Here is a 25,931-nt window from a genome sequence, read left to right on the forward strand (position 1 = left end):
AAGATTGTTACGGTTTAAGTGTGGCCTTTGGCACAGTTATGTCATAAGGGAACAGCAGAGAAACAATCAACATTGTAAACACTTTAAGAAACAAAGTCATGAAAAAAGCAACCGTATTCGCCTTCGTAATAGCCGCCTTCGGCTTTTTGTCCACTGAAGCCAACGCACAGGTTAGCAGCACCCCAGCTACACAAGAGCAAGTGCAGCAGGAAACAGGCAAGCAGAAGATAACAGAAGAAGAACTGCCTGATGCCGTAAAGCAGTCCCTGAAAAGCGATAACCTGAAGGACTGGCAAGTAAGCGAAGTGTACAAGGTAGCTCCGGACGCACAGACTCCAGACGCTAGACCAACCTACGAGGTGCGTTTCACAAACGCGAAGCAGGAGCAAGCGGTAGCTCGTTTCGATGAGGCGGGGAAACCATTGGCTAGTGCAGAGTAAGCCTAACAGTAGAAGCAATAATTGATTTTAAGCATAGTAAATCATGAAGAAGACAACTTTTTTAGCCCTGGCCTTTGCCTTGTTGGGAACAACTGTCGCTATGAATGCGCAGGCCCAGGACTCGCCGCAAACACAAACAGTACTGCAAGAAAAGCAGAAGGTAACAGCTGAAGAGCTTCCGGAAGCAGTGAAAGCGGCCGTGGAGAACAGTGAGTACAAGGGCTTTACGTATGGCGAAATCTACAAGATAGCGCCGGTGAAAGAGGGCGAGGCCACTATCTTTGAGTTACAGCTAAAGAAAGGGGAGCAAGAACCCATTGTAGTACGCTATGATGAGGCTGGTAACAAGGTAACCAGTTAAGCAGTAAGTAGTAGAGCTTTATTGCTTATTATATAAGTTATGGCAGGAGCTTCCGTTGGCGCGGAAGCTCCTGCTGTTTTGGGTACTATTATTATTCGGTCTGGCGTTAGATAAGAAGGTACAGCAGCGCGGTGCTTCATAGGTGAGATAGATAAACGAACCAATAGAACAATTATAGTGTCTTGGTCGTTATGTATTAGCTGCATAAAGTCTATGAGACTGCATGTTACCACAGTATTTAACGATCTATGCCAAAGATTCTTCTGATTGATGACGACCCAGCCTTCTGCCTGATGCTGAAGGCTTTTTTGCAGCGGCAGCAATATGAGGTGGAAACCGCCTATACTGCTAATGATGGGCTGCAGGCACTCAAGTCGTCCTCTTTTGACTTAGTGCTAACAGACTTCCGGTTGCCGGACAAAGACGGCCTGGAACTATTACCACAGATACGGGTACTGTCCGAGGACCTGCCTGTGATCCTGATGACGCATTACGCGGACATCCGCACAGCCGTTAGAGCCATCAAGATGGGCGCTTTTGAGTACATCACCAAGCCTATCAACCCCGACGAAACCCTGTTGGTTGTGCAAAACGCGCTTAGCAAAAAAACAGCACCTGCCAAAGCTGCAGCACCTGCCGCCGTAGTGGGCGGTTTCCAGTTTGTGCGGGGGCAGAGTCCGCAGGCTTCCCAGATCGAAGAGTTTATCTCACTGGTGGCGCCTACTAACCTATCTGTTATCATTGAAGGGGAGAGCGGTACGGGCAAGGAATATGTAGCCAGTATGATCCATCGGAGCAGTAAGCGGGCCGATAAGCCTTTTGTGGCCATCGACTGCGGGGCTCTTTCTAAGGAACTGGCGGGGAGTGAGCTTTTTGGTTATGTGAAAGGTGCCTTTACCGGAGCCATGAAAGACAAGCAGGGGCAGTTTGAAGCGGCAGAGGGTGGCACCCTGTTTCTGGATGAGATTGGAAACCTGCCCTATGAGGTACAGGTAAAGTTGCTGCGCGCCCTGCAGGAGCGGAAAGTGCGGAAAGTGGGAAGTACGACGGACCTGGACGTGGATGTACGGGTGTTAGCTGCTACCAACGAGGACTTGCAGCAAGCCGTGGCCAACGGGCAGTTCCGCGAGGACCTGTATCACCGCCTAAATGAGTTTAAGATTAACATCCCGCCCCTGCGCGAGCGCGATGGAGATGTACTGCTTTTTGCCAGGCACTTTCTGCAACAAGCAAATAAGGACCTGGAAAGAAACGTCGCCGGTTTTGAAGATGAAGTGGAGGAGGCCATGGAGAACTACAACTGGCCCGGAAACCTGCGGGAACTACGCAATGTAGTGAAACGCGCCGTGCTGCTGGCTAAAACAAATCAGGTAACGCTACAGGAGCTACCGAAAGAAATTGTAGACTTTAAGCCAGAGCCAGAGGAAGTGGTGCCAGCCCACACCGTCATTCCACAGCCCATTACGGCCGATATTGATCTTAAGAGCCTTAACGAGCGCAATGAGCGGGAGCTGATCGTGCAAATGCTGGAGCGCGTGAAATACAACAAATCCAAAGCCGCCCGACTGCTGAAAATAGACCGCAAGACCCTTTACAACAAGCTAAAGCTGTATAATATCGAGGCTTAGCCGGGTTATGCTATAGCTTGCGCTTGCTGTGCAACCGAGCGCCTGAGCGCTTCCAGCTCTTTTTGAAGCGCCGCCAGTACCCGTTGCGTTTTTTGCTCTGTTTCGGCCACCACTTTCTGCAGGTCTTTTGTGTTTGCCTTAGCGCCATGCAGGACCTGCTCCAGCTCCTGCAGATGCGGTATCACAGTGTATGCCTGCAGGTGCCGGAAGCCGGTCAGCATTTTATGGGCAATGTTCCCGGCTTTCTCCCAATCCTCCTGTTTGGCTACAGCAGACAGCTGCTCCAGGCTCTGCTGCTGATCAGCGAGAAGTACCTCCAGTACTGCCGCCAGCGTTTGGTTATCCTGCCCCGTGAAAAGGCGCATCTCATGCAGGCTGTAAAGGCCTGTCTCACCAGTAGGTTCATTAGGCTGGGCCTCAACTTGCTCCTTATCTGGGGCAATCGTAACAGGTAGGGTTGGTAGCGTTTCGGCGAGTTTTTGGTGCAACTCCTGCTCCGTGTAAGGCTTTAATAAGTGAGTCTTAATAGGCGTGTTCTTAAAGAAGTCACTGTCATTACTTAGTACATTGGCTGTGAGGGCAATGATCGGCACCTTCTTGTCCTGCTTGCGAATGTTGCGGGCTACCGTTTTACCACTCATGCCAGGCAGCTGTATGTCTGTCAGTACCACATCATACTGGTGCTGTTGTACCAGCGCCAAGGCCTCCTGCCCGTCGTTGGCCAGGTGCACCTCTATGCCCCACCTGCTCAGAATCAGGTTACAGAGCGTACGGCTGTAAGCATCATCATCCACTACCAGCGCAGTGTAGCCGTTAAAAGCAGGTGCTTGCGGAACGGCTACAGCAGGGGTGGCAGGCACGGTCTCTTTACTTTCCTGCAAAGGCAGTACAACCGTAAAGGCTGTGCCCCGGTTATGCTGGCTGCTTACCGACAGGGTACCGCCCTGTATTTCTACCAGCTTTTTGCTGATGGACAGGCCAAGCCCCGTACCTCCGTACTTGCGCAGAATGGAGTCGTCTGCCTGGTTAAACTCCCCAAACACATGCTGCAGGCGTTCTTCCGGAATGCCAATGCCCGTATCGGCCACCGTTATGCTGACCACGACCCGGCTCCTTCGCCGGCTTTTTAGCTTCGCGTTTACCTGTACCTGCCCTTCATGCGTGAACTTGATGGCATTATCCACGAGGTTAAACATGACCTGCTTTAAACGAAGCACATCCCCTTGCAGCGCATCAGGAATCGTTTCCTCTGCCTGGCACTTAAAAGCAATATGTTTGCTCGAGGCCTTTAGGGCAAAGGCCTGCTCCACTTCCGTAAGCAACTGCTTCAGGCTAAAAGGAGTGGGGGTAATGTCCAGCTTTCCAGCTTCTATTTTAGACAGGTCGAGCACATCGTTTACGATATGCAGAAGGTGCTGCCCTGCCCCGTTCACTGCCTGCAGGTGTTCCTGCTGTTGCGTGTCTAGGGCTGTATGGTTCAGCTGTTGTGTAAAACCGAGGATTACGTTAAGGGGCGTGCGCATCTCGTGGCTCATGTTCGCTACAAAAGCCTCTTTGGCGCGTGCCAGTTGCACGGCTTCTTTCTGCGCCTTTATCAGCCTCGACTTGTAGTTATCACTGCGCGTTACATCACGAAGGATAAGCAGCATAAAAGCGCCGCCGCTACCCAGACCCAGTAAGCCGATAATAAGCAGGGTAACGGATGTTTCATGGGCTACAGCCTTTACCTGCTCCGCGTTCTGCCGTGCCTGGTCCTGTTCGTAATGCTCTAGCTTGTACATCATGTCCCGGACCTGGTCCATGATCTGCTTATCGTTCTGTAGCAAGGCCAGTTCTTCGGCCTCCAGCTGTTCTTCTTTCTGGTCTGCCTCCCGTTGCACGTTGTGCAGGATGCGGCGTACTTTGGCCAAGGGAGCCACGGGGGCCGTACTGGCGCTGGTATCTATGGCTACCTCACGTGTCACGTTCAGCTGTGGCACGATTACTTTAGGAGGCATGGTATCCTCAGGCACCTGCTTTTCTTTCTTGGAGAATATTCTGCTAAAGAGCCCGCGTTTGTTTTCCCGGGGTTTTTCCTTTTCCCGCCTCGTCTCCTTTTGCTCGTCTTCCTGCTGGTGCAGGCTTAGCCGGTCTGATATGGTCGTGGTTGTGTGCTGGGTGATGGTGGTGGCCAGCGGCTTTTCTTCTGCCGTAGAGGCAATCTGTTGGAGGGCTTTGTTGGAGTAATTGTTTTTCTTCTGTTGCTTCTTCAGCGCGACAAAGCGCTCCATGCTTTTCTGCTTTTCCTTTAACAAAGCAGAAACCGAGTCGACCTGTGCCAGCTCCTGGGGGCTATTTTTCATGAGCAGCTGTAAAGAGTCGATCTGGTTCTGGATCGTGTCGAGGTGGCAGAGGTAAGACTTGAAGTGCTCCTCCTTTGTGGTGAGGGTATAGGCACGTATGGCGCTTTCAGCCGTGGAGATAGTGGCCAAAGTGTGCTGTAGTTCTATCAACTTCCTGTTGGGCTTCGACAGCACGTTCACAGAGTGAAGCAGCTGAGTGAAGCTCGTATAGGTGAGGTAGATGGCAAACACGAATATGCTAAGCGCCAGCCCGAAGCCAATTACTACCTTTACCCGTATGCTATCTCCAAGTTTCTTCATGGGGTAGTTTTTCTCTTTACCTAAAGCAGCTTTTGCGGCATAAAGTTCTATAACGACAGAAAAAGAGAAATGATTGTACCAGCACTGGTAGGTGAATCAGCTGTAAGAAGGAACAAGCTATAGCTACAGTGTCTTGATAGCTAATGCTTTAGGGGGTGTGCCTATAGAGAAGGGCCGGGGCAGAAAGTTCTAACCCTTTCTGCCCCGGCCCTTCTTGTTTTGTGTTTAAGCCACTAACTACCAACTACTGCTGGCTCCTCCTCCGCCAAAGGAGCCTCCGCCAAAGCCGCCGAAGCCTCCTCCGCCTCCGCCGCCACCTCCAAAAACGCCCCCGCCGGAGCGGAAGGTGCCGAAGCCTCCCGGCACGATAACAGGGCCGCCAAACGTACGGGAGTAGCGCCTACCGCCGCCTCTGCCTCCGCGACCGCCACCCATCCGGGAGAGAATGAAGACAACCAGGAGTACAATGATCATGATAAACACCAGGGAGGGGCCTGAGCCCCCTTCTTCCTGCTCGTCAGGCTCAGCCTGGTAGGCTCCGCTAGCCAGGCTGATGATCAGGCTGGTTGCTTCGTTGAGCCCCCTATAGTACTCGCCCTCCTGAAAGTTAGGCTTGAGTGTGCGCTCGGTAATCCGTTTTGCGAGCGCGTCCGGTACCAGGGCTTCCATGCCGTAGCCGGTCTGTATCGCTACTTTGCGCTCGTTCTTGGCCACCAGTATGATCAGACCGTTGTCGTTTTGCTCCGTGCCTATTCCCCAGCGCTCGCCTAGCGCGGCGGCATACTGGTTTATATCGTAATCCCCGATGGAGATAAGGGTAACGACAGCGACCTGCGTGGAGGTGGTGTCGTTGTAATTAACCAGCTTTTGCTCCAACGCCTGCTCCTCTTCTGCACTTAGCATGTCGGCCAAGTCGTTTACCAGGCGCGGTGGGTTAGGGCGTGGCGGGAAATCACTGTTTTGCCCGAGAGCCAGCAAGCTCAGAAGGCAGCAGTGCAAAAGTAGAATGAAGTGCTTCATAGGTTTTAGTCTCCGAACGAAATATCATCGCTCAGTTCGTTGATGTCTCCCCTCTCGTTATAAGGGAAGTGTGCTTTGAGTTGCTCACCAGCCATCAGCACACCCTTGGCCAGGCCTGCGGCATACTTCTTTTGCTTGAAATGCTTGATGACCTCCGCCGTGATGTCTTCCCAGAAATGGTCTGGTACAATGGCGTTGATGCCCGCGTCCCCCAGCACAGCGAACTGGTGATCTTCCAGGGCCACGTAAAACAGCACTCCGTTCCGCAATTTCGTGTGGTGCATGTTCAGTTCCGCAAAGACCTCTGTGGCGCGGTCCAGCACATCGCCTTCGCAGTTGCTCTCAATGTGCACGCGTATTTCCCCGGAGGTGTTTGTTTCGGCCTCCTGTATGGCGGCCATAATCTGCTGCTCGTCAGCTGGTGTTATCGTGTCTCTCGGCATGGCGTTCGTGTTTACTCAATCTTCATTAGAACTGCACAGTTGGTGCCTCCTGTGCACTTGCTTCGGCCTCGAAGTAGCCTTTTCGCTCAAAGTCAAACATATTAGCGGTTAGGTTACGCGGAAATGCGCGGATATAGGAGTTGTAGTCCTGTACCGTTTCGTTAAACTTACGGCGCTCTACGGCAATGCGGTTCTCCGTTCCTTCCAGCTGGGCCTGCAGCTCCAGAAAGTTCTGGTTTGCTTTCAGCTCCGGATAGCGCTCCACAGAAACCAATAAACGGCTTAAGGCACCTGAGAGCTCCCCTTGTGCCTGCTGAAAGCGCTCTATGTTCTCCGGGGTCAGGTTGTCGGGGCTAATGTTGACGCTGGTGGCCTTTGCACGTGCCTCTATGACCTGTGTCAGCGTTTCCTGCTCAAAGTCGGCGGCACCCTTTACAGTGTTGACCAGGTTCGGGATCAGGTCGGCGCGACGTTGGTAAACGTTCTGCACGTTGGCCCACTGGGCTTCCACGCCTTCGTCTTTCTGTACGATCTCGTTATATCCGCAGGAAGACTGAGAAGCCAGGATCACAAATCCGAGAAGGTAAAAAAACAGTTTTTTCATAAGTTAGTATGGGTATAAGGTGGTATACGTTTCCCTTTGTTTTTGCGGGCATTGTAACTACGAAGTTAAGAAGGCAACGTTAAGAAGGCTATTAATATTTGATAATGTCTATATTAACCTGTCTTTCATGAGGGGCAAAAGCCCGGCTTGCTTTTACTTTTGTAGAGGGTACAGCGGTTTTTTATCGCTGGGTGGTTCACTTGTTCGTAAAGCTGTTAACCGGTACGCGAACCTTTTGCCTTTCTTGAAGTTATAGTTTTGTATAGATATATTGCAGGAAAAGTATAGTATATGAAAGTAGTTATTCCCGTAGCAGGCGTTGGTTCAAGGCTTCGGCCACACACGCATACACAACCCAAGTCACTGGTGCCTGTAGCGGATAAAACTATACTTGGCCATATCATCGACAAGCTGTTGGAGGCGGGCTTGCAGGAGTTTGTTTTTGTAATCGGGTATTTAGGTGAGAAGGTAGAGCACTACGTGCGCAGTACCTACCCCCAACTGCATGCCGAGTTTGTGGTGCAGGAGCCGCGCGAAGGCCTGGGGCATGCCCTGTGGGTGGCTCGCCATACTTATGAGCAAGACGAGAGTGTGCTCATCATGCTCGGGGATGCAATTGTAGACGTAGACCTGAAAGCTTTTATAGAGGCCCCCTACTCAGTGCTGGGAATAAAGAAAGTAGCGAAGCCCTCCCTCTTTGGGGTGACAGAGGTAGGAAACGATGAGTTTATCGTAAAGCTGGTGGAGAAGCCAAAAATCCCGAAATCTAACTTTGCCCTGGTAGGCCTTTACAAGATCGTGCAACCGAAGAAGCTGGTTGCCTCTTTAGAGCACATCATCAAGGAAGACATTCGCACGCAGGAGGAGTATCACCTGACGGATGCCTTGATGCACATGATCAAGAACGGAGAGAAAATGGTGACCTGGAGCGTGGACCATTGGTTTGACTGTGGCCGGAAAGAAACCTTACTGGAGGCAAACGCTACCCTGCTGAACCGCCCTAAGTTCCGCGCGCATCCCCCTAGCGACCAGTTTCCGGGCTGCATTATCATTCCACCTGTTAGTATTGGCAGCGACTGTGCCATCTACAACTCGATTATTGGTCCGAATGTGGCGATCGGGGACAACGCGACTATCGAGAACTGTATCCTGAGCAACTCCATTATTGGTACCTATGCCGAGCTGCGCTTCGCCGTAATGCAGGATTCTATCATTGGCAGTGATGCTTCCTTTAGAGGCTTCAGCCACAGCCTGAACATCGGCGACAGCACCGAGATTAATTTTGGGCAGTAGCTGGTAGATCTCGTAGCATCTGCAGGTTCTGAAAGTGTGTGGAAGGGTGGCGTTCAACTTATAGCGCCGGGACTGTTACAAAAACGTCAGCTCGTTCAGCTGGTCCAGCATCCAGCCGGTAAGGCTATAGCGGTGGCGGGTCGCCATCAGTACCTCGTGTGGAATCAGGTCGGCGCGGAAACAGGCGAGGCGACCGGCGATTGGCAGAACGTCCACTTCCTCCTCTGCGCCGTCTTCTTGCGGTAAATACAAACGCAGATTACCCCCATGCTCAGGTAGCCAGTTCTCGTTTAGGTAACAGATAAAAGAAAGACGGCGGTGGTCATTCGCCTGAAACTGGTCTATGTGGCGCTGGTACACGGTGCCCGGAGGGTAGACCGTAAAATGGAACTCATAATCCTTTAGCCCCAGGAAACAGGTGCGGTTTATGTAGCGCATCACTTCATCCATTCGCTCCAGGAACACTTTTGTAGGGGGCAGAGCCTCCTTTGGTTCAATCCAACGGATATAGTCACCCCGTACTTCCTTGTCCACTGTAAACTGATCGGCAGCGCCTATGCCCGCCTTTCTGAAGGTGCCCTGCTCCTGGTGGTGTGCCAGTACGCCCAAAATGTCATGCACCTCCTGTGGTGTCAGGAAGTTATCAATGATGGCATAGCCCTTTTCAGAAAGCCTGTCGGCGATCTGCTCAAACTTCTGCAGTGTTTTCTCGTCCAGTTCTTCGACCATGTGGTTCCCTCTTTCTTGTTTGTCCTTTTATACTTACAGATTCCTTTTTAGGCTACATGAGAGGTAAAAAGTGGGCAAAAGTAGTGACTAAATACATCACTTGTACAGGTAAGGCAATAAGAAATCATCAACCTATAACAAGCTGGTTCTAAGGCTGAAAGTAGACTGTGTAACAAGGGGCATAAATGGCAAGGTTTCTGAAAAGAGAAGTGAAATGCGTATATTGGACAATTCTATTTGACTATATCTTAAACAATTTTACAGGCGTAGCCCTTTATGAATAAAACTAAAATAATGTTGCTGGCCGGCGGCCTTACGGCTGTGTCGGCTTGTAAGTCAACCCAAACAGATACAACTGCCACAGGCATGACGACAGAAAATAGGACTGCAGCTGTTTCTTCAGCTGAGAAAGAGTTTGATTACCCGGACACCAAAAAGGTGGACCAGGTGGATAATTACTTCGGGACCCAGGTAGCAGACCCCTACCGTTGGTTGGAAACACATACCGAAGAGGTGGACGAGTGGATAGAGGAGCAAAATGAGGTAACTTTTGGCTATTTGAACGACATCGCGTTCCGCGATAAGATCAAGGCCCGTTTGACAGAGATCTGGAATTATCCGAAATATGGGGCTCCGTTTAAAGAGGGTGGCAAGTACTACTTCTTTAAAAACAATGGTCTGCAGAACCAAAGCGTACTGTACGTACAGGAGAGCCTCGAAGACGAGCCGAAGGTATTCTTTGACCCGAACAAGCTGTCGGAAGACGGCACGGTAGCCCTTACCGCTTTTAACTTCTCCGAAGACGGGAAGTATGTGGCCTACGGTACTTCCAGCGGCGGTTCTGACTGGAACACCTATCATTTGATGGATGCCACAACTGGCAAAAAGCTGGACGACCAGGTGGAGTGGGTGAAGTTCTCCAGCCCGAGCTGGTACAAGGACGGCTTCTTCTACAGCCGCTATGATGCTCCTACTGAAGGAAACAAGCTGGCGAACAAGAACGAGTACCACAAAGTGTACTACCACAAAGTAGGCACGCCGCAAAGCCAGGACAAGCTGGTGTACGAGGATAAAGCACACGCCCTGCGTAATTTTTACGGGCAGACGACAGATGATGAGCGCTTCCTGGTCCTGAATGTGTCTGAAGGTGCCAGTGGTGCCAATGCCTTGTACTATAAAGACCTGCAAGATCCGAAGGCGACGATAAAGCCTATCGTGGAGAATTTCGAGAACGAGTACAACGTGGTGGATAACTTCGGGGATAAGCTGCTGGTGATGACGAACAAGAATGCACCGCGTTACCGCCTGGTTCTGGTTGACCCGAAGAAGCCGCAGGAGCAGAACTGGAAAACAGTAGTGCCGGAAAACCAGAATGTAATCACCAACGTGTCTACGGCCGGTGGCAGGGTCATTGTGACCTACATGAAGGACGCTGCCAGCCAGGTAGTGGTGTATGACCAGAGCGGCAAGCAACTGACTACAGTAGAGCTTCCTGCAATCGGTACGGTGAGTGGCTTTAACGGTGAGAAGGAAGATAAAGAGGTGTTCTTCACCTTCACGTCCTTTACTTATCCACCAACCATCTACCGCTACGATATCCCGAATAACAAAGTAAGCCTCTTCCGCAAAACAGAGGTGAACGTGGACACAGAAGCCTTTGAGACGAAGCAGGTCTTTTATACCTCCGTGGACGGGACAAAGGTGCCGATGTTTATTGTGCACAAAAAAGGCCTGGAGCTAAATGGCGATAACCCTACCCTGTTGTATGGCTACGGCGGCTTTAACGTATCGCTGACACCAAGCTTTAGCATTTCGAACATGCTGTGGCTGGAGAATGGCGGGGTGTATGCCATGCCGAACCTGCGCGGCGGCGGCGAGTACGGCGAGGCCTGGCATAAAGCCGGTATGACGCCGAACAAGCAGAATGTTTTTGATGATTTTATTACTGCTGCCGAGTACCTGATTTCGGAAGGCTATACGTCCAGTGAAAAACTGGCTGTATCAGGTGGTTCTAACGGTGGCTTGCTGGTAGGAGCCTTTATGACCCAGCGCCCAGAGCTTGCTAAAGTGGCCTTGCCGGCTGTTGGCGTGATGGACATGCTGCGCTTCCATAAGTTTACCATTGGTTGGGCGTGGGTACCAGAGTACGGCTCTTCTGAGGACGAGGCACAGTTCAAGAACCTGTATACCTTCTCGCCGCTGCACAACATCAAAGAGGGGGTGAAGTACCCGGCTACCCTGGTGAAGACCGCTGACCATGATGACCGGGTGGTGCCAGCACACTCCTTTAAGTTTATCTCAGAACTACAGGAGAAAGGTGCTCCAGGCAATCCGTATCTGATTCGTGTGGATGTACGTGCCGGTCATGGTGCCGGAAAGCCGACCTCCCTGCTAATACAGGAATATGCCGATACCTGGGCCTTCGTTTATAAAAACATGGGCGTGAACCCTTACCCGGAGAACCAGTAGTAGGGTGTAAGTCTGATTTTTACTAAAAGCCGGGCTGCCTGTATCAGGCAGCCCGGCTTTCTTTTTAGCGGGTTTAGAATATTCAGCTACTGTTGTAGATAGTATAGGTATTTTTGCATATTTTAGAACATCATCTAAAACGAACTTATTCATTTATGGAAGCCGACTTCTACGACAACGCCCCTGCCCCGCAGCCTTTAGGCATCAACGCCCTTTCAGCCGACTATTTACGTAGCGCGGCTAAATGGGGTAAGTTTTTAGCTATTGTTGGTTTTGTGGTAATTGGCCTGATGGTGGTGATGAGTGTTTTTGCCGGGACCATGTTTGGCTCTGCCATGGAAGGCATGGAGGGGATGGCAGGTATGATGGGCGGAGGCTTCTTTACCGTCTTTTACCTGCTGTTTGCGCTGTTGTACTTTTTCCCGGTGCTGTACCTTTACAGGTTCTCAGCAAAGATGGAGGATGGCTTGCGCACGCAAAATGAGGACCTGGTGACAGCGTCGTTCAAGAACCTGAAGTCACTGCTCAAGTTTGTGGGGATACTGACCATTGTGGTATTCGGCTTTTATGCGCTGGCGCTGCTGTTCATGTTTATTGGCATGGGCATTGGCTCGATGATGTAAGCGTGCATATTCTAGTACAGAAAGCACACCTGCCAGCGGGTGTGCTTTCTGTTTTAAGAGGCCTAGGGTGGCAGGGGCAGGTATTCTTCCGTACCTTAGCAACTGAACAAGCAGAAAGCAATGAAAGCAGTAGGAAGCTTTAGCACGTTTACGATCCGCTCAAGTGAGATAGACTTCCGGGGGCAGGCTACCCTGCCAGCCTTGGTAAACTACATGCATGAGTCTGCCTGGGATAACACGGTTACCCTGGGTATATCTATGTATGATCTGTTAGAGCGAGACCTTACCTGGGTGCTGCAGCGCCTGCGCGTGGAGATGTTCCGTTATCCAAAGCACGGGGAACAAATAAGGGTGGAAACCTGGGCCTCCGCGCGTGAACGTGTTTTCATGCACCGCGACTTCCGGATATATGGTCCGGACAGGGAATTGCTGGGGCAGGCAACCAGTGTATGGCTGGTGATGGACATGGTGAAGCGCCAACTGGTCTCTTTGCCTGACTTTATCACTGCGTTGGAGATAATGCCGACGGAGGAGCCGCTTCCTTTTGCTAAAGGCAAGTTGCCAGCGCTGCAGGAGCCAACAGTGGAGGAGCAGATCCTGGTCCGCTGGCATGATATTGACCTGAACCGGCACGTGACGAATACCCGCTTTCTGCAGTGGGCTTTGGACACAACGCCACTGGAAGTGCTGGAGCAAAAGCAACTGTGCGAGGTAGACATCATCTTCCGGGCAGAAAGTGTGCTGGGAGACACCGTGGTGGCAACCGTGGCGCCAGCCGACGAAGAAGGGGTTTTCTTGCACAAACTGAGCAGCCAGGAGACAGGGAAAGAACTGGTACAGGCAAAAACAAGCTGGAGCCCCCTGGAATAGAGAGTATTATAAAAGACACACGAGACAAATCAGATTACATGGTACAGATTAGAAGAGGTACAGAAGAGGACCTCCCACAGGTGTATGCACTTATACAGGAGCTGGCAGTGTTTGAGCGGGCGCCGGAAGAGGTGACGAATACTGTAGAGGACATGCGCCGCGACGGCTTCGGAGAGAACCCTGTTTACAAGTTTTTTGTGGCAGAGTCAGAAGAGAGGATTGTGGGGATTGCACTTTATTACACCGCCTATTCCACCTGGAAAGGACGAACGCTTTGGCTGGAGGACTTAGTGGTAACGGAGCGCCTGCGTCGGGCAGGAATCGGGCGTAAGCTCTTTAACGCAGTAGCCCAGGAGGCAAAAGAGACAGGGGCCAAGCGCTTCAGATGGCAGGTACTGGATTGGAACGAGCCTGCCATTACCTTCTATAAAAGCGTAGGAGCAGACTTAGGTGAAGAATGGATCAACTGTACGCTAACAGAGGCACAGATCCAGAATTTCTCAGCTTAGTTGCTGTGCATATATAAAAGGAAATCCCTCTGCAGGTATCTGCAGAGGGATTTCCTTTTAGTCTTCCTGTTGGTCGCGCTCTACGTCCACGCCTACAACTTCCAGCATCGAGCTGAAAATTACAAACTTGCCTTCGTAGCGCTGCAGCTGCTTGCGGTACAGCGCATCGGCATGTTCCCGCTTGTACTCCTCCAGGTCTGCCATGTTACGGCAGGAGTACTGCACGGCGTAAGTCGTGCCGCCGTTGTTTACCTCTCCTATCAGACGGGCAACCTGGTTGCGCAGAAAATAACCTGTGCGCATTACCTCCGGTATGTGCACCTCCTTCATCCACTGTAGCCACTCCTCGGCTACTCCGTTTTCGATATTTACTGTTTCGTTATACAAAATCATATCCGAAGGTACGAATTTTAGCCCTTTTGGGGAGGGGTCTGCTACAGGTTTTTGGAGCTAGGGGAAGTTAGTTGTTTTTGGGAGCTGAAATGAGTAAGCACAGCTTATTTCCTAGTAAGGCAGGCTGAGCCTGCTGTTACTTTACCTTAGCAGGTTTACCGGCAGCTCCAGCTACCCGCTATTTCACCAGTCTCATTCTCCTGGTCTGCCTGAAAAGCCACAACAATAGGGGTAAGCTTGTTTTTAGTGGTTAATTGTAGTTGGCCTTCGTTAAGCTGTAGGTGAATAACACCATTTGCATCACAAACAGCTCTTAGAGAGCCCGAAGGGTTATTCACAAAGAAGCTGTTGTTCGAGTTGAGACCTGTTGCTGTTAGCTCTGTCACTGTGTACTCTCTGGCAGAAGATTGGGCTCCGGAGCTCGCCATCGTTATTCTGCTGTTAGTTTCCAGCTTGCCGCCTAGCCAAAGGTCCTCCCCTAAGCAACCGGATGTGTTGGCAATCAGGTCGAAGTAAACCTCATCAGCACTATCGTGAATGGCGGCCAGCGTAACCGGAGGCATTTCTTTAGCGGTTACGGTCTCTCGCTTCGCTAATAGTTCGTCTGCCTCCGGTTCTCTGTGCCTGGTACAGGAAGAAAAGAAAGGCAGGAAAAAAAGAAGTAAAGCCCACAAAATTAAAGCGGAAGAACGGGGGGTATAAATTGCTTTCATAGGCCATAATATTTTAAGTATAAAAATTATACTTATTTATACCCGCCTATGGGCAAAACGTTGTTATTTAGTGCTGTTTTTGCCTGGTTACCAAAATGTTATAGGGGTTTTAGCTCTGAGGTGGGATGAGGAAAGGAACTCTGTTCAAACTCAAATTATACTGGTTCCAGGTAATCCAGGTCCTTTGAGTAAGTTTCCTCTAAAGTAAGTATGGAGATAGCTGCCACTGTAAGAGACAGACCACCCAGGGCCATGGCTGTCGGCACAAGTCCCCAGCTGTCTTTGAAGGCCTCAAAAGCCAGGGTGAGCGGTACGACCGCGCCGCGCACAAAGTTAGGCACAGTGGTGGTAACGGTGGCTCGGATGTTTGTGCCGAACTGCTCTGCTGCGATCGTGACAAACACAGCCCAATAGCCACTGGCAAAGCCGAGCGCAGCACAGAGCACATAAAAAGAGTTTACAGCTAAGCCCCCACTAAGTAGATAGAGGGCAACAAATCCGGCCGTCAGGAGCAGGAAAACAAGGATAATGTTGCGCCTGCTCTTAAAGCGCTGGCTCAGGAAACCGCTGAAAAAGTCACCGAACACCAGCCCCAGGTAGCAGAAAGAAACAGCCTTAGCCGCCGAGACAGCCTCTGTAACGCCCAACACAACACCAAACTCCGGAGAGAAAGTGATCAGGATACCTACCACGTACCAGATAGGGATTCCTACCAAAATGCACTTAAGATATCTCCGGAAGCGCTTGCCGTTTGTGAAGAGGCTCAGGAAGTTTCCACGTGTAACATGGGATGAGCTCTGCAGGCTTTTAAACATCCCTGACTCATACACGCCAATCCGCAGGAAGAGCAGCAGCAGACCTAAGCCACCCCCGATAAAGTAAGCCGTGCGCCAGCCAAAGTACTCCCCTACCACGCCGGCCAGGATGGCACCGGATATGCCGATGGTGGCCACGATCATGGTGCCGTAGCCGCGTTTCTCTTTCGGGAGCACCTCTGATACCAGCGTAATGCCTGCTCCTAGCTCCCCTGCCAGGCCCAAGCCGGCTACGAAGCGCAGGAAAGCATACATTGGGATGTCGTTAACAAAGCCATTCATGATGTTGGCTACCGAATACAGGAAAATAGAACCGAACAGCACGGACAGGCGTCCTTTTTTATCCCCTAAAATACCCCATATCACGCCGCCGATGAGCATGCCAGCCATTTGCATGTTTAATAGCAGCACCCCTTCTTCGAGCAAAGCAGCCGGGCTTACAATACCCAGATCTCTCAAGCTGGGGATGCGCACAATGCTAAACAGCACCAGGTCGTAGATGTCCACAAAGTAGCCTAGCGCAGCCACAATAACAGAGGCATTAAACAGCGACTTGTTCTGGGGAGTTGTTTTCAGGTCTGGCATATATAGTCCCTTTTATATCTCCTAAGATAGCTCTTGTCTTGCATACTGCAAAGAGGGTATATGGAGGTGCCGCAGCAGAGATATTTTTGTAGCTTAGGGCTGAAAAAACCTCTAAAAAATATGCTTATGCCAGTGCTCGGGAAAAAACTACAGCTAAAGCCTGCACAGAAACTGTTACTTGTAAATGAGCCACAGGTATTTGCCCAAATCCTCTCAGAGGAGGGGTACCTGCTTTCAACAGCAGAAGAAGTGGCGGGAACAGGGACGTATGAGGCCGTGCTGGCGTTTGTGAGGAACGCAGCAGAATTGGAGGCACTTGCTCCTAAGGCTGCTGCGTGCAAGCCAGACGCAGTACTCTGGATAGCTTACCCAAAGAAATCGTCTGGTATGAAAACAGACCTGACGCGCGACAAAGGCTGGAGTGCCCTCACAACGCTGGGGTTTGAGGCGGTACGGCAGGTCGCGATGGATGAAACCTGGTCTGCGCTTCGTTTCAAGCCCCGTTCAGAGCGGAAAGAAGCCTCACGCTTTGGTGTAGACATGCTCGGCATCGATAGGAGGGCAAAGACCGTGGTTGTGCCAGAAGACCTGGGGGTAGCTTTAGAAGAGGCTGAGTTGCTGGAGTACTTCAACAGCCTGGCCTTTACACACCGGAAAGAGTACGTCGTGTCTGTGTTGGAGGCCAAGAAGCCGGAGACGCGGGCCAGGCGTATCAGTAAGGCTGTAGAGCAGCTGCGCCAAAAGCAACAGGTACAGGCATAAAAAAGGGGCAACGCAAGTTGCCCCTTCCTGTCAGGTATTTTATTGCTATTGAATTACAACCGGGAACTCTGCCTGCACGTCTGTTTCTCCCACAGAAATTCCGCTGCTTGCGTTTTTCTTCTCTCCCTGGTGTTTCAGGGTCACGCGCAAAGCACCGCTGCTGGTGTTTTCTGTCGTAACGGTTGCTGTTAAGCCAAGGGGCAGCCCGTTAACGTCGTTGTTTCTGTTTGTCACGGCAAGGTTCTCTTGCAGGTTTTGGCCACTTACTGTGTTCAGCACTTCGTAAAAAATCTGATGCTCATCTCCTTCTGCTTCTATCTCCGCAGTAATATCCACGGGTGGTGTCTGACTGTCGTCCGAAAAGGTGATGGCCGCATTATAGGTTGTGTTAGGCGCTAAATTCAAAGTCTCGATGGTGGCATTGGTGCCGCCCGGACCGTCTGGGTCGCTAAAAGTAGCCGTAACAGTCTGCCCTTTGCCTTCAGGCACTAACGTAAGGGTGGCAGTAGTAATCAACTCCTGATCTTCTTCCTCGTCTGGCGCAGGATCGTCATCTCCGCAGGATGCGGCGGTAAATAACAAAGATCCTAGCATTAAGAAGGCAAAGTAAGGTCGGAATAACTTTTTCATGAGTATGGGATGGATTTAAGAATGATACAACAATACGGTAATTCTATGATAAACGATATGGTTAGGGCCTGTTAAAGGCCAACGGGATTTTTACCCGGAACATGATCAGGCGGCCGGTTTCAGCAGCAAAATAACGAAAACGGTTCAGATAACTCCGATACGAGCTGTTAAGCAGGTTGTTGCCCGTAAGGCCTACCTCAAGTGGCTGCTTACCCAGGTGTACCGTAGTGCCCGCCTCTGCCTGGAGCAGGAAGTAGGCATCTGGCGCTGGGGCAAAGTCTTCCACAGTCTTAGTAGGTACCCGCGTTTGCTCTGCCACGTAGGTGCCCCCTAACGAAACATATGCCCCTGAGAAGCGTCCTGCGCTGCCTAAGCCTCCAAGTTCATAACGCAGGCTGCTGCTGAGCCTGTCCGCCGGTATGTTGATCAGGTGGTCATCTGTCTCCGTGTTTCGTGCCCGTACGATGGCTGCCTTGGCGCTAAAGGCCAGGTTCGGGAGAAAATGGTACGACAAGCTCAGGTCAACTCCTTTAAGAGTGGCGTCTGTCTGCCTGTATTTAAAAGCTGGGAAAGCACCGCGGATGGTAAGGACCGGCTCCGGGAGCGGTGCCACAAAAATGTAGTCGTCTATAAAGTTGTAGTACAAGCTTAGCTCCCCGTTCAGGCGGGCATTGCCGAAGTAGTTCACAGAGGCCTCAAAGTTATAGGCTTGCTCCGGGTTCAGATTCGGGTCCCCTATCTCGTAAGAGGCTGCGCTGTGGTGGATGCCATCGCTGAAAAGCTCGTTGGCACTCGGGGCACGCCAGGCTGAGGTAGCACTAAGACCGAAGGTAAGATGATAGCCTACGTCGTACAAGGCCCCTAAAGTGCCTGATACGTTGTTAAAGTCGTACTCCGGTTCATCAAGGTACTTTTCCTTCGTGCTGGGATTCGTCTCCCATTTCTGCACCAGCAGGTTCTTATAGTCGTAGCGTATGCCCGCTTCTACCTGTAGCCTGTCTTTGCGCCACTTTTCAATGGCAAAAGCGCCTGCAGTGGTGCTGGTATAATAGGGCAGAAAGGAGGAGTAATCCCAGGTGTTCTTCTGGTAGATACTGCTCAAACCCACCATGCCGGAGAAGTTGCCAACAGGAGCGTGCTCCCACACGAGCTCCGCAGTGTGCGTGTTCAGGTTAAGCTGTAGTGCGGGGGTAGACTGGTTGCCATGTAAATCATACTCTTGCCGGATGTTGTTCTGCCAGCCATAGACAAACTCCAGGTTCCCTGCGTTGCCTGTTTGCAGGTAGCCTTTCGCTTTTAGCAGGTCATGCTGTACATCCTGGTAAGGGCGGTCTATGTCGTAGGTAAACTCCACCTCTTCGGCGCCAACGGGCCTGCCACGGGCAATGGCATAGTTTAGGTCGGTGAGATTGCCAATATGAGACCCGGCAAGTATGCCCAGTTCTGTATTAAACTGGCTGTAAAAAAGCTCTGCTCCGTACTTTTTCTTTGTATAGCCAAGTGCTGCCGAGAAGCTGCGTTCCTCAAAGCCGGTGTTATCCAGGTAATAGTCTGGCGTTCTGGCGTTACCAGTTTTCTTGAAAGTGCCCTGCAGGCGCCAGCTCAGAGGCGGCAGTTTGGAGACATTCCCCTCCAACATGGCCGAAGCGGCCAGCTGCCGGTTGTTCGTGCTGCCCAATAGGCTCAGTTCACCCCCCAGGCCTGGTTCTCTTCTCAGTGATTTGGGCTCTACCAGAACAACCCCTCCAATCGCATCAGAGCCATAGCGGACTCCAGCGGCCCCCTTTACCACCGTTAGCTGGCTGGCAACAAAAGGGTCTATTTCCGGAGCATGCTCTGAGCCCCACTGTTGCCCCTCCTGCCGCACACCATTGTTCAGGAGCAGTATCCTGTTGCTGTGCATGCCGTGGATCACAGGCTTCGCTATGGTGGGCCCCGTCTGTAGCGTCGTTACCCCTGCGATTCCTTTCAGTGACTCTGCCAGCGAAAGGCCGCGTGTTGCTTCCAGTTCCTGGCCCGACAGTGTTTGTGACGACTGTGCATGCTCTTGCAGGTGCGCGCCCGTAATTTCTACCGTACCAAGCGTAGTCGCGTCCACATGTAAGGGTAAGTCTCTTACTGTAGAGGAGCTGAGCCGGAGGGGGAAGCTTTCCGGGGCATAGCCTACATAGGTTACCTGAAGGGTATAAGTGCCCTGGCACAGGTGGTGAAAATGGTAGTTCCCGTACTCGTCTGCCACAGCAGCTTTTTTCAGCTGCGGAACATACACGGTAGCACCTACCAGGGGAGTTCGGTTGTCATGGTCCAGTACTTTACCGGACAAGGTCAGGCCACAGTCCTGCACGCCGCCAGCTTCTGAATCAGGAACAGGAGCCGGTTCGGTCTGCGCCTGCAGCGGCTGCCACACGGCTGTACCGAGAAACAGCACCAGTGACAGTGCCTTGGAAGTGTATCTTAAGTTAAACACAAGGATAGTTTTAGTGATATAAGGCTGCTATAAAGCAACAGCCAGGCCTTTATGGCCACCCACCCGAAAGAGGAAGATGAACAAAAGACGGAAGATAAAACAGCGCCCTGCCACAAGTGAAGCTTTACTGTGGCGGCAGGAACATCTCGTAGACTAAAACTAGAGGAAGGGAGGGCCCCGGGGAGGCTGAAAAGAAACAGAAAGGCTATGCCAGCTACTACTATAAGTGCCGTTATACACGGAGGCGTGCACCACCGGCTTAAACCAAATACTCGTGCTGCTGCCCAGGAACGGAATGTTGAAGACGTCCTCTACCGGGCAGTGCTTGTGCTTCATCCCTACCTGTGCCTTGTTGGAGTCGGTATGTTCGGGGTGAGCTGTGTGCGTGTGTGGGTGAAGCTCTGACAGCAGGGCATCAGGTACCATCGCCCTGCAAAAAAGCAGGAGCAGGATGAGGGCGATATAGGTTAGATAGCGCTGCACTTTAAACTAGAGCTTTAGCAAAGGTACGATAAATTCTTCAAGTTGCCTTTTAGGCCGGAGAGGCCCGTACAAGAACCTTGCCTGCTTCTCCTGCCGCTTTTCTGCCGTTTGCAGCCACTCTTAAATTTTATCCTACGGCTTTTCTGACAACCTGTCACTTTATGCCTGCCGCTGCCAGAGTGGAACAGGATTTGAAAGCCCTTTGGCAGAAGTATCCAGTCGATTCTAAAATTTTCTAAATCATAAAGTATAAACATGGAAGAAAGAGGTAATATTTCGATCCACACCGAGAATATTTTCCCGATCATCAAGAAGTTTTTATACTCTGACCACGAGATTTTCCTGCGTGAGTTGGTGAGTAATGCCGTTGATGCCACCCAGAAGATAAAGCGCTTGGCTGCTGTTGGTGAGTACAAGGGCGACCTGGGCGAACTGAAGGTAAAGGTAGCCGTGAACAAAGATGACCGCACCATTACCATTTCAGACAACGGCATCGGTATGACAGCCGAGGAGATCAAGAAGTACATCAACCAAATCGCTTTTTCCGGCGCTTCTGAGTTTGTGGAGCGTTTCAAGGATGCCGGTGAGAACAAGGACCAGATCATCGGTCAGTTCGGTTTGGGCTTCTACTCTGCCTTTATGGTGGCCGACCGTGTGGACATTGTGACCAAGTCGTATCAGGAGGGGGCAGAAGCTGCCCGCTGGACCTGCGACGGCAGCACGGAGTTTGCCATTACCGACGCCCAGAAAGAAGACCGGGGCACCGACGTAATCCTGCACATCGCCCAGGACTCGGACGAATTCCTCGAAACAGCGCGCATTCGCAACATCCTAGACAAGTACTGCAAATTTCTGCCCGTGCCAGTGGAGTTCGAGGGTGAGGTGATCAATAACCCGAACCCGATCTGGACAAAGCAGCCCTCCGACCTGACAGACGAGGACTACAAGAACTTCTATAAAGAGCTTTATCCTTTCTCAGAGCCGCCGCTTTTCTGGATTCACCTGAACGTAGACTATCCTTTCAACCTGACGGGTATCCTCTACTTCCCTAAAATCAAGAACGAGTTTGAGCTACAGCGTAACAAGATACAGCTCTACTCCCGCCAGGTGTTCATCACTGATGAGGTGAAGGACGTAGTGCCGGAGTTCCTGATGCTATTGCACGGCATCATCGACTCGCCGGACATTCCGCTGAACGTAAGCCGCTCTTTCCTACAGGCAGACTCCAGCGTGAAGAAGATCAACACCTACATCACCAAGAAGGTAGCCGATAAGCTGAACGAGATCTTCAAAAAAGACCGCGAGACATTTGAGAAGAACTGGGACGATGTGAACGTATTCGTGAAATATGGCATGCTCTCCGACGACAAGTTCTATGAAAGAGCCAAGGACTTTGCGCTACTGCAGAATACCGAGGGCAAGTACTACACCATAGAAGAGTACAAAGCACTGGTGCAGGCAAACCAGACGAACAAGAACGAGCAGTTGGTAATGCTATACACGACGGATGCTGATAAGCAGCATGCCTTTGTGGAGGCTGCTCAGAACCGTGGCTATGACGTGCTGAAGCTGGACTCTATGATCGACAGCCACTTTATCGGCTTACTGGAGCAGAAACTGGAGAAAACGACCCTGAAGCGCGTGGATTCTGAGACCGTCGATAAGCTGATCGAGCGCGACGAGACCAAGGAAAGCGTGCTGAGCGACAAAGAGAAGGAGGAGCTGAAGGGCGTGTACGAGCAGGCCATCAACAACAAGAACATGACGGTGGAAGTAACACCGATGTCGCCGGACGATGCGCCAGTGGTGATCACGCTGCCAGAATTCATGCGCCGTATGAAGGACATGAACCGTACTGGCGGTGGCGGTATGATGTTCATGGGCGACATGCCGGACACGTATAACGTGACGATCAACGCGAACCACCCCTTGAACCAGCGGGTGCTAAATGCGGGCGAAAGCAAGGCCACTGTTGCCCGTCAGGCTTTCGACCTGGCATTGTTGTCGCAGAACATGCTCTCCGGCGCCGCGCTGACCACCTTTGTGAAGCGTAGCTTTGAGCTGATGACAAAAGAATAACACCTCTATTTATTATACCTACAGTTAAAAGGCAGCCTCCTGGTGGGGCTGCCTTTTGTTTTGCTGCCCGCCTGGATGAAACTAAGCAACCTGGTGTGTAGTTATAGGGTGCAATTAGCGTGTTGGTGCTTATATGATTTATGCACATCTTTACGTTACACTTATTAGCTGATTGCTTGGTTTGTCGGTGTCTTTTGTTGGGATAGTCGGCAACTAGTAATGAATTGTTTGAAACTAAGTCGCACAAGATTAAATGAGGTACCCTCTTCGATTTGTTTTTGCTCTGCTGGCAGGCCTTTGGTTGCTCACCTTGGGGGGCTGTGGCAAACCGAAGTGGAACAGCGACTATAACCTAAACCAGGCACGCCTCAAAGACGGGGCCAAGGAAGATGCCTTGGCCTCAGCAGATACTGCACAACCTACTGTGGAGGTAAAGACACCGATGGAGCGGGAGGAGGTAGAGCAGGACAATAAACGAAAGAAAAAGCGGAACAAACGCTACTTCCTGGGTTACAAGGTGAAGCGGGGTTTTATCCGGTCAGGCGGGCGTGCCCGGGAAGAACTGGAGACGTTTAGCTACCTACCCGAGTATGAGGCGCCTAACCCATACGCCCCTCAGAAGTACTTTTACGATACCAAAAAGAAAGTGCTGCACCGCTCAGGCAGCGATGAGAAAGACCCGGACCGCTATAAAGTGTTGCATGGCCCCTACGTAAAGAAGATTGACGGGCAAGTGGTGGAAGAAGGGTACTTTTATGTGGGCACGAAGCACCTGCGCTGGGAAAAGTACCGCCGTGATGAGGAGGGTACACTGGCAGACAAGAAGCACTATGAAAAGGGCTTTCCGCGCGATGCTGTGGTGACCTACTACGATGGGGCAGGCAAGAAAATAAAAGAGGTGATTCCTTACGAGTACGGCGAGGTGCAGGGGATGTATTACCGCTTCTACGAAAACGGGCAGGTGCAGTGGTCCGGCAAGTATGACAAGGGGCGAAAAGTTGGTATCTGGATTAACTACTATGATTTCAGAGGGCGTCGCCACTATGAATACCAGTACCCCGAAACCATTTATGAAAAGCCCTTCGAACCCTATCTCGTAAAGGAGTATGACCGGCACGGCACCACGATCTTCGAGAAGGATAAGTTGGATAAACGCTCACAGGCCCAGCGTTAGTAAAAGGCGTCCTCTATGTGATGAATCGAAGGTGGTGTGGTGAGCGTAATGGCGACTATGTCGAACCTTGCTTCGTGTTGCCAGCCTGTCTCGCGTATGAATGCGTCTGCAGCAGAGAGCAACAGCTCCTCTTTCTTCGTGCTGACTGCTGCTTCCGGGTATCCGTACCTGTCAGTGGCCCTTGTTTTAACTTCCACAAAAATGAGCAGGTCTTCTCTTCGCGCTATGATGTCTACCTCTGCCCGTTTGTACCTGTAGTTTCGTTCTAAAATAGTATAGCCTTGTTGCTGTAGGTAAGCAGCAGCCCGATTCTCTCCGGCTTGTCCGGTCTGAAGGTGGGAGTTAGGTTGAGATGCCAATTTGTTTGATGCTTTGCATAAAGCAAAGATGAGTTTAGAACAAGCAACGTAAGCTGACCATGAAGTAATTGGTTGGGGACTTTGTACGGCAGCTGCGCCACGCTATTGAAACAGCGAAAAAGCCCCCGTCCCTTTTACGGGGCCGGCCTTCTAAAATGTTGTGGTAGCGGGTGTTTAAGGAGAGTTACCGCCCCTGTATGCTGGTGCCCTTATTAAATAGGTTGCTGCACGGCATCAGCAGCAGCAGCAAAATGAAAGTATAAAGCAACTGGCGCATGAGAATGTCTTTCCGGAGATGGGGCATAACGTAATGGCGGTCTGGCTATGCCCCGAGAAACTATTTAAGCAAGTTATTGTTCTTACTAGCAAGTTCTCCTATGGCAGGAGTGTACGCGCTTGCGTATGGACTTATGCAAGACTATTTTCGAGCAAAAAGTACAGGACATTTTGGAGATTGAGACCGTAGATGTTACCTTTCTGGAGCAGGTCCTATACCTCGTTCACCTGTCCGACTGGGAGTCTGGGTCTCTGTCAGAGTCCAACGGGGTGGATCCGACACAAGAGAAAAATATTAACTACCTGAAAGCTGCGCTTTCTAAAGCATAAACGTGCAAAAGAATACCGAGATACAATTCGAACACCTGGGGTTGATAGACTACAAAGAAGCCTGGGACTACCAGGACAAGCTGTTTACCAGCATCCTGGACTTAAAGGTGCAGAACCGACAAGCTGCTCCGGGGGCACAGCGGCCAACGCCTAATTACCTCCTTTTCTGCTCTCACCCGCACGTATACACCTTGGGTAAGAGTGGGCACGAAGAGCATCTGCTCCTCAACAAGGAGGGGCTGAAGGAAAAAGAAGCTACCTATTACAAGATCAACCGTGGTGGCGACATTACCTACCATGGGCCAGGGCAACTCGTAGGTTATCCTATACTGGATCTGGAGAACTTCTTTACAGACATCCACAAGTACCTGCGCTTTCTGGAGGAGGCTATCATCCTGACCCTGCAAGAGTATGGCATAGCATCTGGCCGTATAGAAGGGCTTACAGGGGTTTGGCTTGATCACGAGCAGCAGCAAAACCCAAGAAAGATCTGTGCGATGGGCGTAAAGTGCAGCCGCTGGGTAACCATGCACGGTTTTGCCTTTAACGTTAACACAGACTTGGGTTACTTCAATAACATCGTGCCCTGTGGCATCTCGGACAAGCAGGTGACATCCCTAGCGAAAGAGCTGGGGCATGAAGTACCCCTCGCAGAGGTAGAGGAAAAACTGCTTAAGCATTTAGCAGCATTGTTTGGAGCTACAGTTACAACAGCAACGCATGAAGAAGGATATTAATTTTGACCAGGTAGAGGGAGTTTCCGTCGCCATTGCCAGAAGCGCAGGTGACACCGGAGAGGACGTCTGGAACGTGTACCTGCTTAATACGAATCCCTTACCTATTGAGAACGTGCTGGTAACTTCAAAGGGTTATGGTATAGTAGATGGCGAAGAAGTGAAGACTTCTGTGCTGCGGCATATGTTCGAGCAGGTATCAGAGAAGAGCTTTGTACAGATCGAGCCTATAGACTCTGCTATATTTCATATCAACAACGAGTATTGGGTAAGCTATTACGTTGACAGGAAGATATACGACAAGAAGTTTGTGTTTGTGCCTGATTCTGTGGTAGAGGAAAACCTGATAGAGATAGGCATGCTGCAAATGCGTGGCGTGTTGCATTCCTGAAACTCAGTGTATTGCAGCTTTTGTAAAGCGAAAGAGCCCTTTTAGTCTAAAAGCTTGTATATTTATATTTGTTTGTTGCTGACCATAAAGGTGTTCGGTACTTTTGTTA

The 25,931-nt window shown here is 51.0% G+C and carries 26 protein-coding genes and 1 pseudogene; 14 read left to right on the forward strand and 13 right to left on the reverse strand.

Annotated features, from left to right (window positions below):
* Positions 1 to 7: 7 nt before the first annotated feature.
* Positions 8 to 313: a hypothetical protein gene (locus CHB92_RS26425; RefSeq protein ID WP_144266270.1), complete on the reverse strand. Its 306-nt coding sequence runs from the start codon at positions 311 to 313 to the stop codon at positions 8 to 10.
* Between the two features lie 170 nt (positions 314 to 483).
* On the opposite strand from CHB92_RS26425, the gene CHB92_RS05080 reads away from it, so the two are divergent.
* Positions 484 to 801 (forward strand): hypothetical protein, encoded by a 318-nt coding sequence (locus CHB92_RS05080; RefSeq protein ID WP_089318097.1) that lies wholly within the window; start codon positions 484 to 486, stop codon positions 799 to 801.
* Between the two features lie 248 nt (positions 802 to 1,049).
* Positions 1,050 to 2,429, forward strand: a complete 1,380-nt coding sequence (locus tag CHB92_RS05085; protein ID WP_089318098.1) for a sigma-54-dependent transcriptional regulator — start codon at positions 1,050 to 1,052, stop codon at positions 2,427 to 2,429.
* Between the two features lie 5 nt (positions 2,430 to 2,434).
* Here CHB92_RS05085 and CHB92_RS05090 read toward each other — a convergent pair whose 3' ends face one another.
* The 4 genes from CHB92_RS05090 to CHB92_RS05105 all read right to left on the reverse strand — a co-directional run bounded on the left by CHB92_RS05090 (position 2,435) and on the right by CHB92_RS05105 (position 7,138).
* Complete coding sequence (locus CHB92_RS05090; RefSeq protein WP_089318099.1) at positions 2,435 to 5,071, reverse strand: ATP-binding protein; 2,637 nt, start codon at positions 5,069 to 5,071, stop codon at positions 2,435 to 2,437.
* A 237-nt stretch (positions 5,072 to 5,308) separates the two neighbouring features.
* Positions 5,309 to 6,091 carry a TPM domain-containing protein gene (locus CHB92_RS05095; protein ID WP_089318100.1) on the reverse strand — a complete coding sequence of 261 codons (783 nt, stop codon included), beginning with the start codon at positions 6,089 to 6,091 and terminating at the stop codon, positions 5,309 to 5,311.
* 5 nt (positions 6,092 to 6,096) lie between these two features.
* Positions 6,097 to 6,534: a TPM domain-containing protein gene (locus CHB92_RS05100; protein ID WP_089318101.1), complete on the reverse strand. Its 438-nt coding sequence runs from the start codon at positions 6,532 to 6,534 to the stop codon at positions 6,097 to 6,099.
* Positions 6,535 to 6,559: 25 nt separating this feature from the next.
* Positions 6,560 to 7,138 carry a LemA family protein gene (locus CHB92_RS05105; RefSeq protein WP_089318102.1) on the reverse strand — a complete coding sequence of 193 codons (579 nt, stop codon included), beginning with the start codon at positions 7,136 to 7,138 and terminating at the stop codon, positions 6,560 to 6,562.
* A gap of 291 nt (positions 7,139 to 7,429) precedes the next feature.
* Between CHB92_RS05105 and CHB92_RS05110 the strand changes: the two genes are divergently transcribed.
* Entirely contained in the window at positions 7,430 to 8,431 is a 1,002-nt protein-coding gene (locus CHB92_RS05110; protein ID WP_089318103.1) for a sugar nucleotidyltransferase, read from the forward strand.
* Positions 8,432 to 8,506: 75 nt separating this feature from the next.
* Here the strand turns inward: CHB92_RS05110 and CHB92_RS05115 are convergent, their stop codons facing one another.
* Positions 8,507 to 9,160 carry a 2OG-Fe(II) oxygenase gene (locus CHB92_RS05115; protein ID WP_089318104.1) on the reverse strand — a complete coding sequence of 218 codons (654 nt, stop codon included), beginning with the start codon at positions 9,158 to 9,160 and terminating at the stop codon, positions 8,507 to 8,509.
* A gap of 276 nt (positions 9,161 to 9,436) precedes the next feature.
* Between CHB92_RS05115 and CHB92_RS05120 the strand changes: the two genes are divergently transcribed.
* From CHB92_RS05120 to CHB92_RS05135, 4 genes are all read left to right on the forward strand, one after another.
* Positions 9,437 to 11,629 (forward strand): prolyl oligopeptidase family serine peptidase, encoded by a 2,193-nt coding sequence (locus CHB92_RS05120; RefSeq protein ID WP_089318105.1) that lies wholly within the window; start codon positions 9,437 to 9,439, stop codon positions 11,627 to 11,629.
* 155 nt (positions 11,630 to 11,784) lie between these two features.
* On the forward strand, positions 11,785 to 12,252 hold the full coding sequence (locus CHB92_RS05125) for a hypothetical protein (RefSeq protein ID WP_089318106.1): 468 nt from the start codon (positions 11,785 to 11,787) through the stop codon (positions 12,250 to 12,252).
* A 120-nt stretch (positions 12,253 to 12,372) separates the two neighbouring features.
* Positions 12,373 to 13,122 (forward strand): acyl-[acyl-carrier-protein] thioesterase, encoded by a 750-nt coding sequence (locus tag CHB92_RS05130; protein ID WP_089318107.1) that lies wholly within the window; start codon positions 12,373 to 12,375, stop codon positions 13,120 to 13,122.
* A 38-nt stretch (positions 13,123 to 13,160) separates the two neighbouring features.
* A complete protein-coding gene (locus tag CHB92_RS05135; protein ID WP_089318108.1) occupies positions 13,161 to 13,631 on the forward strand; it encodes a GNAT family N-acetyltransferase in 471 nt (156 codons plus the stop codon).
* A 57-nt stretch (positions 13,632 to 13,688) separates the two neighbouring features.
* On the opposite strand, the gene CHB92_RS05140 is transcribed toward CHB92_RS05135, so the two are convergent.
* The 3 genes from CHB92_RS05140 to CHB92_RS05150 form a co-directional block, all read right to left on the reverse strand.
* Complete coding sequence (locus CHB92_RS05140) at positions 13,689 to 14,024, reverse strand: DUF4286 family protein (protein ID WP_089318109.1); 336 nt, start codon at positions 14,022 to 14,024, stop codon at positions 13,689 to 13,691.
* Positions 14,025 to 14,179: 155 nt separating this feature from the next.
* Positions 14,180 to 14,737, reverse strand: a complete 558-nt coding sequence (locus CHB92_RS05145) for a hypothetical protein (RefSeq protein ID WP_106219062.1) — start codon at positions 14,735 to 14,737, stop codon at positions 14,180 to 14,182.
* 155 nt (positions 14,738 to 14,892) lie between these two features.
* Positions 14,893 to 16,137 (reverse strand): MFS transporter, encoded by a 1,245-nt coding sequence (locus CHB92_RS05150; protein WP_089318111.1) that lies wholly within the window; start codon positions 16,135 to 16,137, stop codon positions 14,893 to 14,895.
* A gap of 126 nt (positions 16,138 to 16,263) precedes the next feature.
* Between CHB92_RS05150 and CHB92_RS05155 the strand changes: the two genes are divergently transcribed.
* Positions 16,264 to 16,899 (forward strand): YdeI/OmpD-associated family protein, encoded by a 636-nt coding sequence (locus CHB92_RS05155; protein ID WP_089318190.1) that lies wholly within the window; start codon positions 16,264 to 16,266, stop codon positions 16,897 to 16,899.
* 45 nt (positions 16,900 to 16,944) lie between these two features.
* Here the strand turns inward: CHB92_RS05155 and CHB92_RS05160 are convergent, their stop codons facing one another.
* From CHB92_RS05160 to CHB92_RS05170, 3 genes are all read right to left on the reverse strand, one after another.
* Positions 16,945 to 17,529, reverse strand: a complete 585-nt coding sequence (locus CHB92_RS05160; RefSeq protein ID WP_106219061.1) for a hypothetical protein — start codon at positions 17,527 to 17,529, stop codon at positions 16,945 to 16,947.
* Positions 17,530 to 17,590: 61 nt separating this feature from the next.
* Positions 17,591 to 19,996, reverse strand: a complete 2,406-nt coding sequence (locus CHB92_RS05165; protein WP_089318113.1) for a TonB-dependent receptor — start codon at positions 19,994 to 19,996, stop codon at positions 17,591 to 17,593.
* Between the two features lie 159 nt (positions 19,997 to 20,155).
* On the reverse strand, positions 20,156 to 20,479 hold the full coding sequence (locus CHB92_RS05170) for a hypothetical protein (RefSeq protein ID WP_089318114.1): 324 nt from the start codon (positions 20,477 to 20,479) through the stop codon (positions 20,156 to 20,158).
* A gap of 255 nt (positions 20,480 to 20,734) precedes the next feature.
* Here CHB92_RS05170 and htpG point away from each other — a divergent pair, with 255 nt between their 5' ends.
* Positions 20,735 to 22,558, forward strand: a complete 1,824-nt coding sequence (gene htpG / locus CHB92_RS05175) for a molecular chaperone HtpG (protein WP_089318115.1) — start codon at positions 20,735 to 20,737, stop codon at positions 22,556 to 22,558.
* Between the two features lie 253 nt (positions 22,559 to 22,811).
* On the forward strand, positions 22,812 to 23,732 hold the full coding sequence (locus tag CHB92_RS05180) for a toxin-antitoxin system YwqK family antitoxin (RefSeq protein WP_089318116.1): 921 nt from the start codon (positions 22,812 to 22,814) through the stop codon (positions 23,730 to 23,732).
* Here CHB92_RS05180 and CHB92_RS05185 read toward each other — a convergent pair.
* The gene (locus tag CHB92_RS05185; RefSeq protein WP_089318117.1) at positions 23,729 to 24,091 is read right to left on the reverse strand and encodes a YraN family protein; all 363 of its coding nucleotides are present in this window, start codon (positions 24,089 to 24,091) and stop codon (positions 23,729 to 23,731) included. The two genes, CHB92_RS05180 and CHB92_RS05185, sit on opposite strands and share 4 nt — an antisense overlap.
* A 232-nt stretch (positions 24,092 to 24,323) precedes the next feature.
* Between CHB92_RS05185 and CHB92_RS26430 the strand changes: the two are divergent.
* From CHB92_RS26430 to CHB92_RS05200, 4 genes and pseudogenes are all read left to right on the forward strand, one after another.
* Positions 24,324 to 24,557 (forward strand): annotated as a pseudogene (locus CHB92_RS26430) (hypothetical protein); the annotation flags it as partial.
* On the forward strand, positions 24,494 to 24,697 hold the full coding sequence (locus CHB92_RS05190) for an SIS domain-containing protein (protein WP_089318118.1): 204 nt from the start codon (positions 24,494 to 24,496) through the stop codon (positions 24,695 to 24,697). The pseudogene CHB92_RS26430 and the gene CHB92_RS05190, both read left to right, overlap by 64 nt.
* On the forward strand, positions 24,694 to 25,434 hold the full coding sequence (gene lipB, locus CHB92_RS05195; RefSeq protein ID WP_089318119.1) for a lipoyl(octanoyl) transferase LipB: 741 nt from the start codon (positions 24,694 to 24,696) through the stop codon (positions 25,432 to 25,434). Before CHB92_RS05190 ends, lipB begins: the two co-directional genes overlap by 4 nt.
* On the forward strand, positions 25,418 to 25,822 hold the full coding sequence (locus CHB92_RS05200; protein WP_089318120.1) for a hypothetical protein: 405 nt from the start codon (positions 25,418 to 25,420) through the stop codon (positions 25,820 to 25,822). Before lipB ends, CHB92_RS05200 begins: the two co-directional genes overlap by 17 nt.
* Positions 25,823 to 25,931: the final 109 nt, after the last annotated feature.

Origin of the sequence: Pontibacter ummariensis (assembly GCF_900188175.1) — a bacterium.
GTDB lineage: Bacteria > Bacteroidota > Bacteroidia > Cytophagales > Hymenobacteraceae > Pontibacter > Pontibacter ummariensis.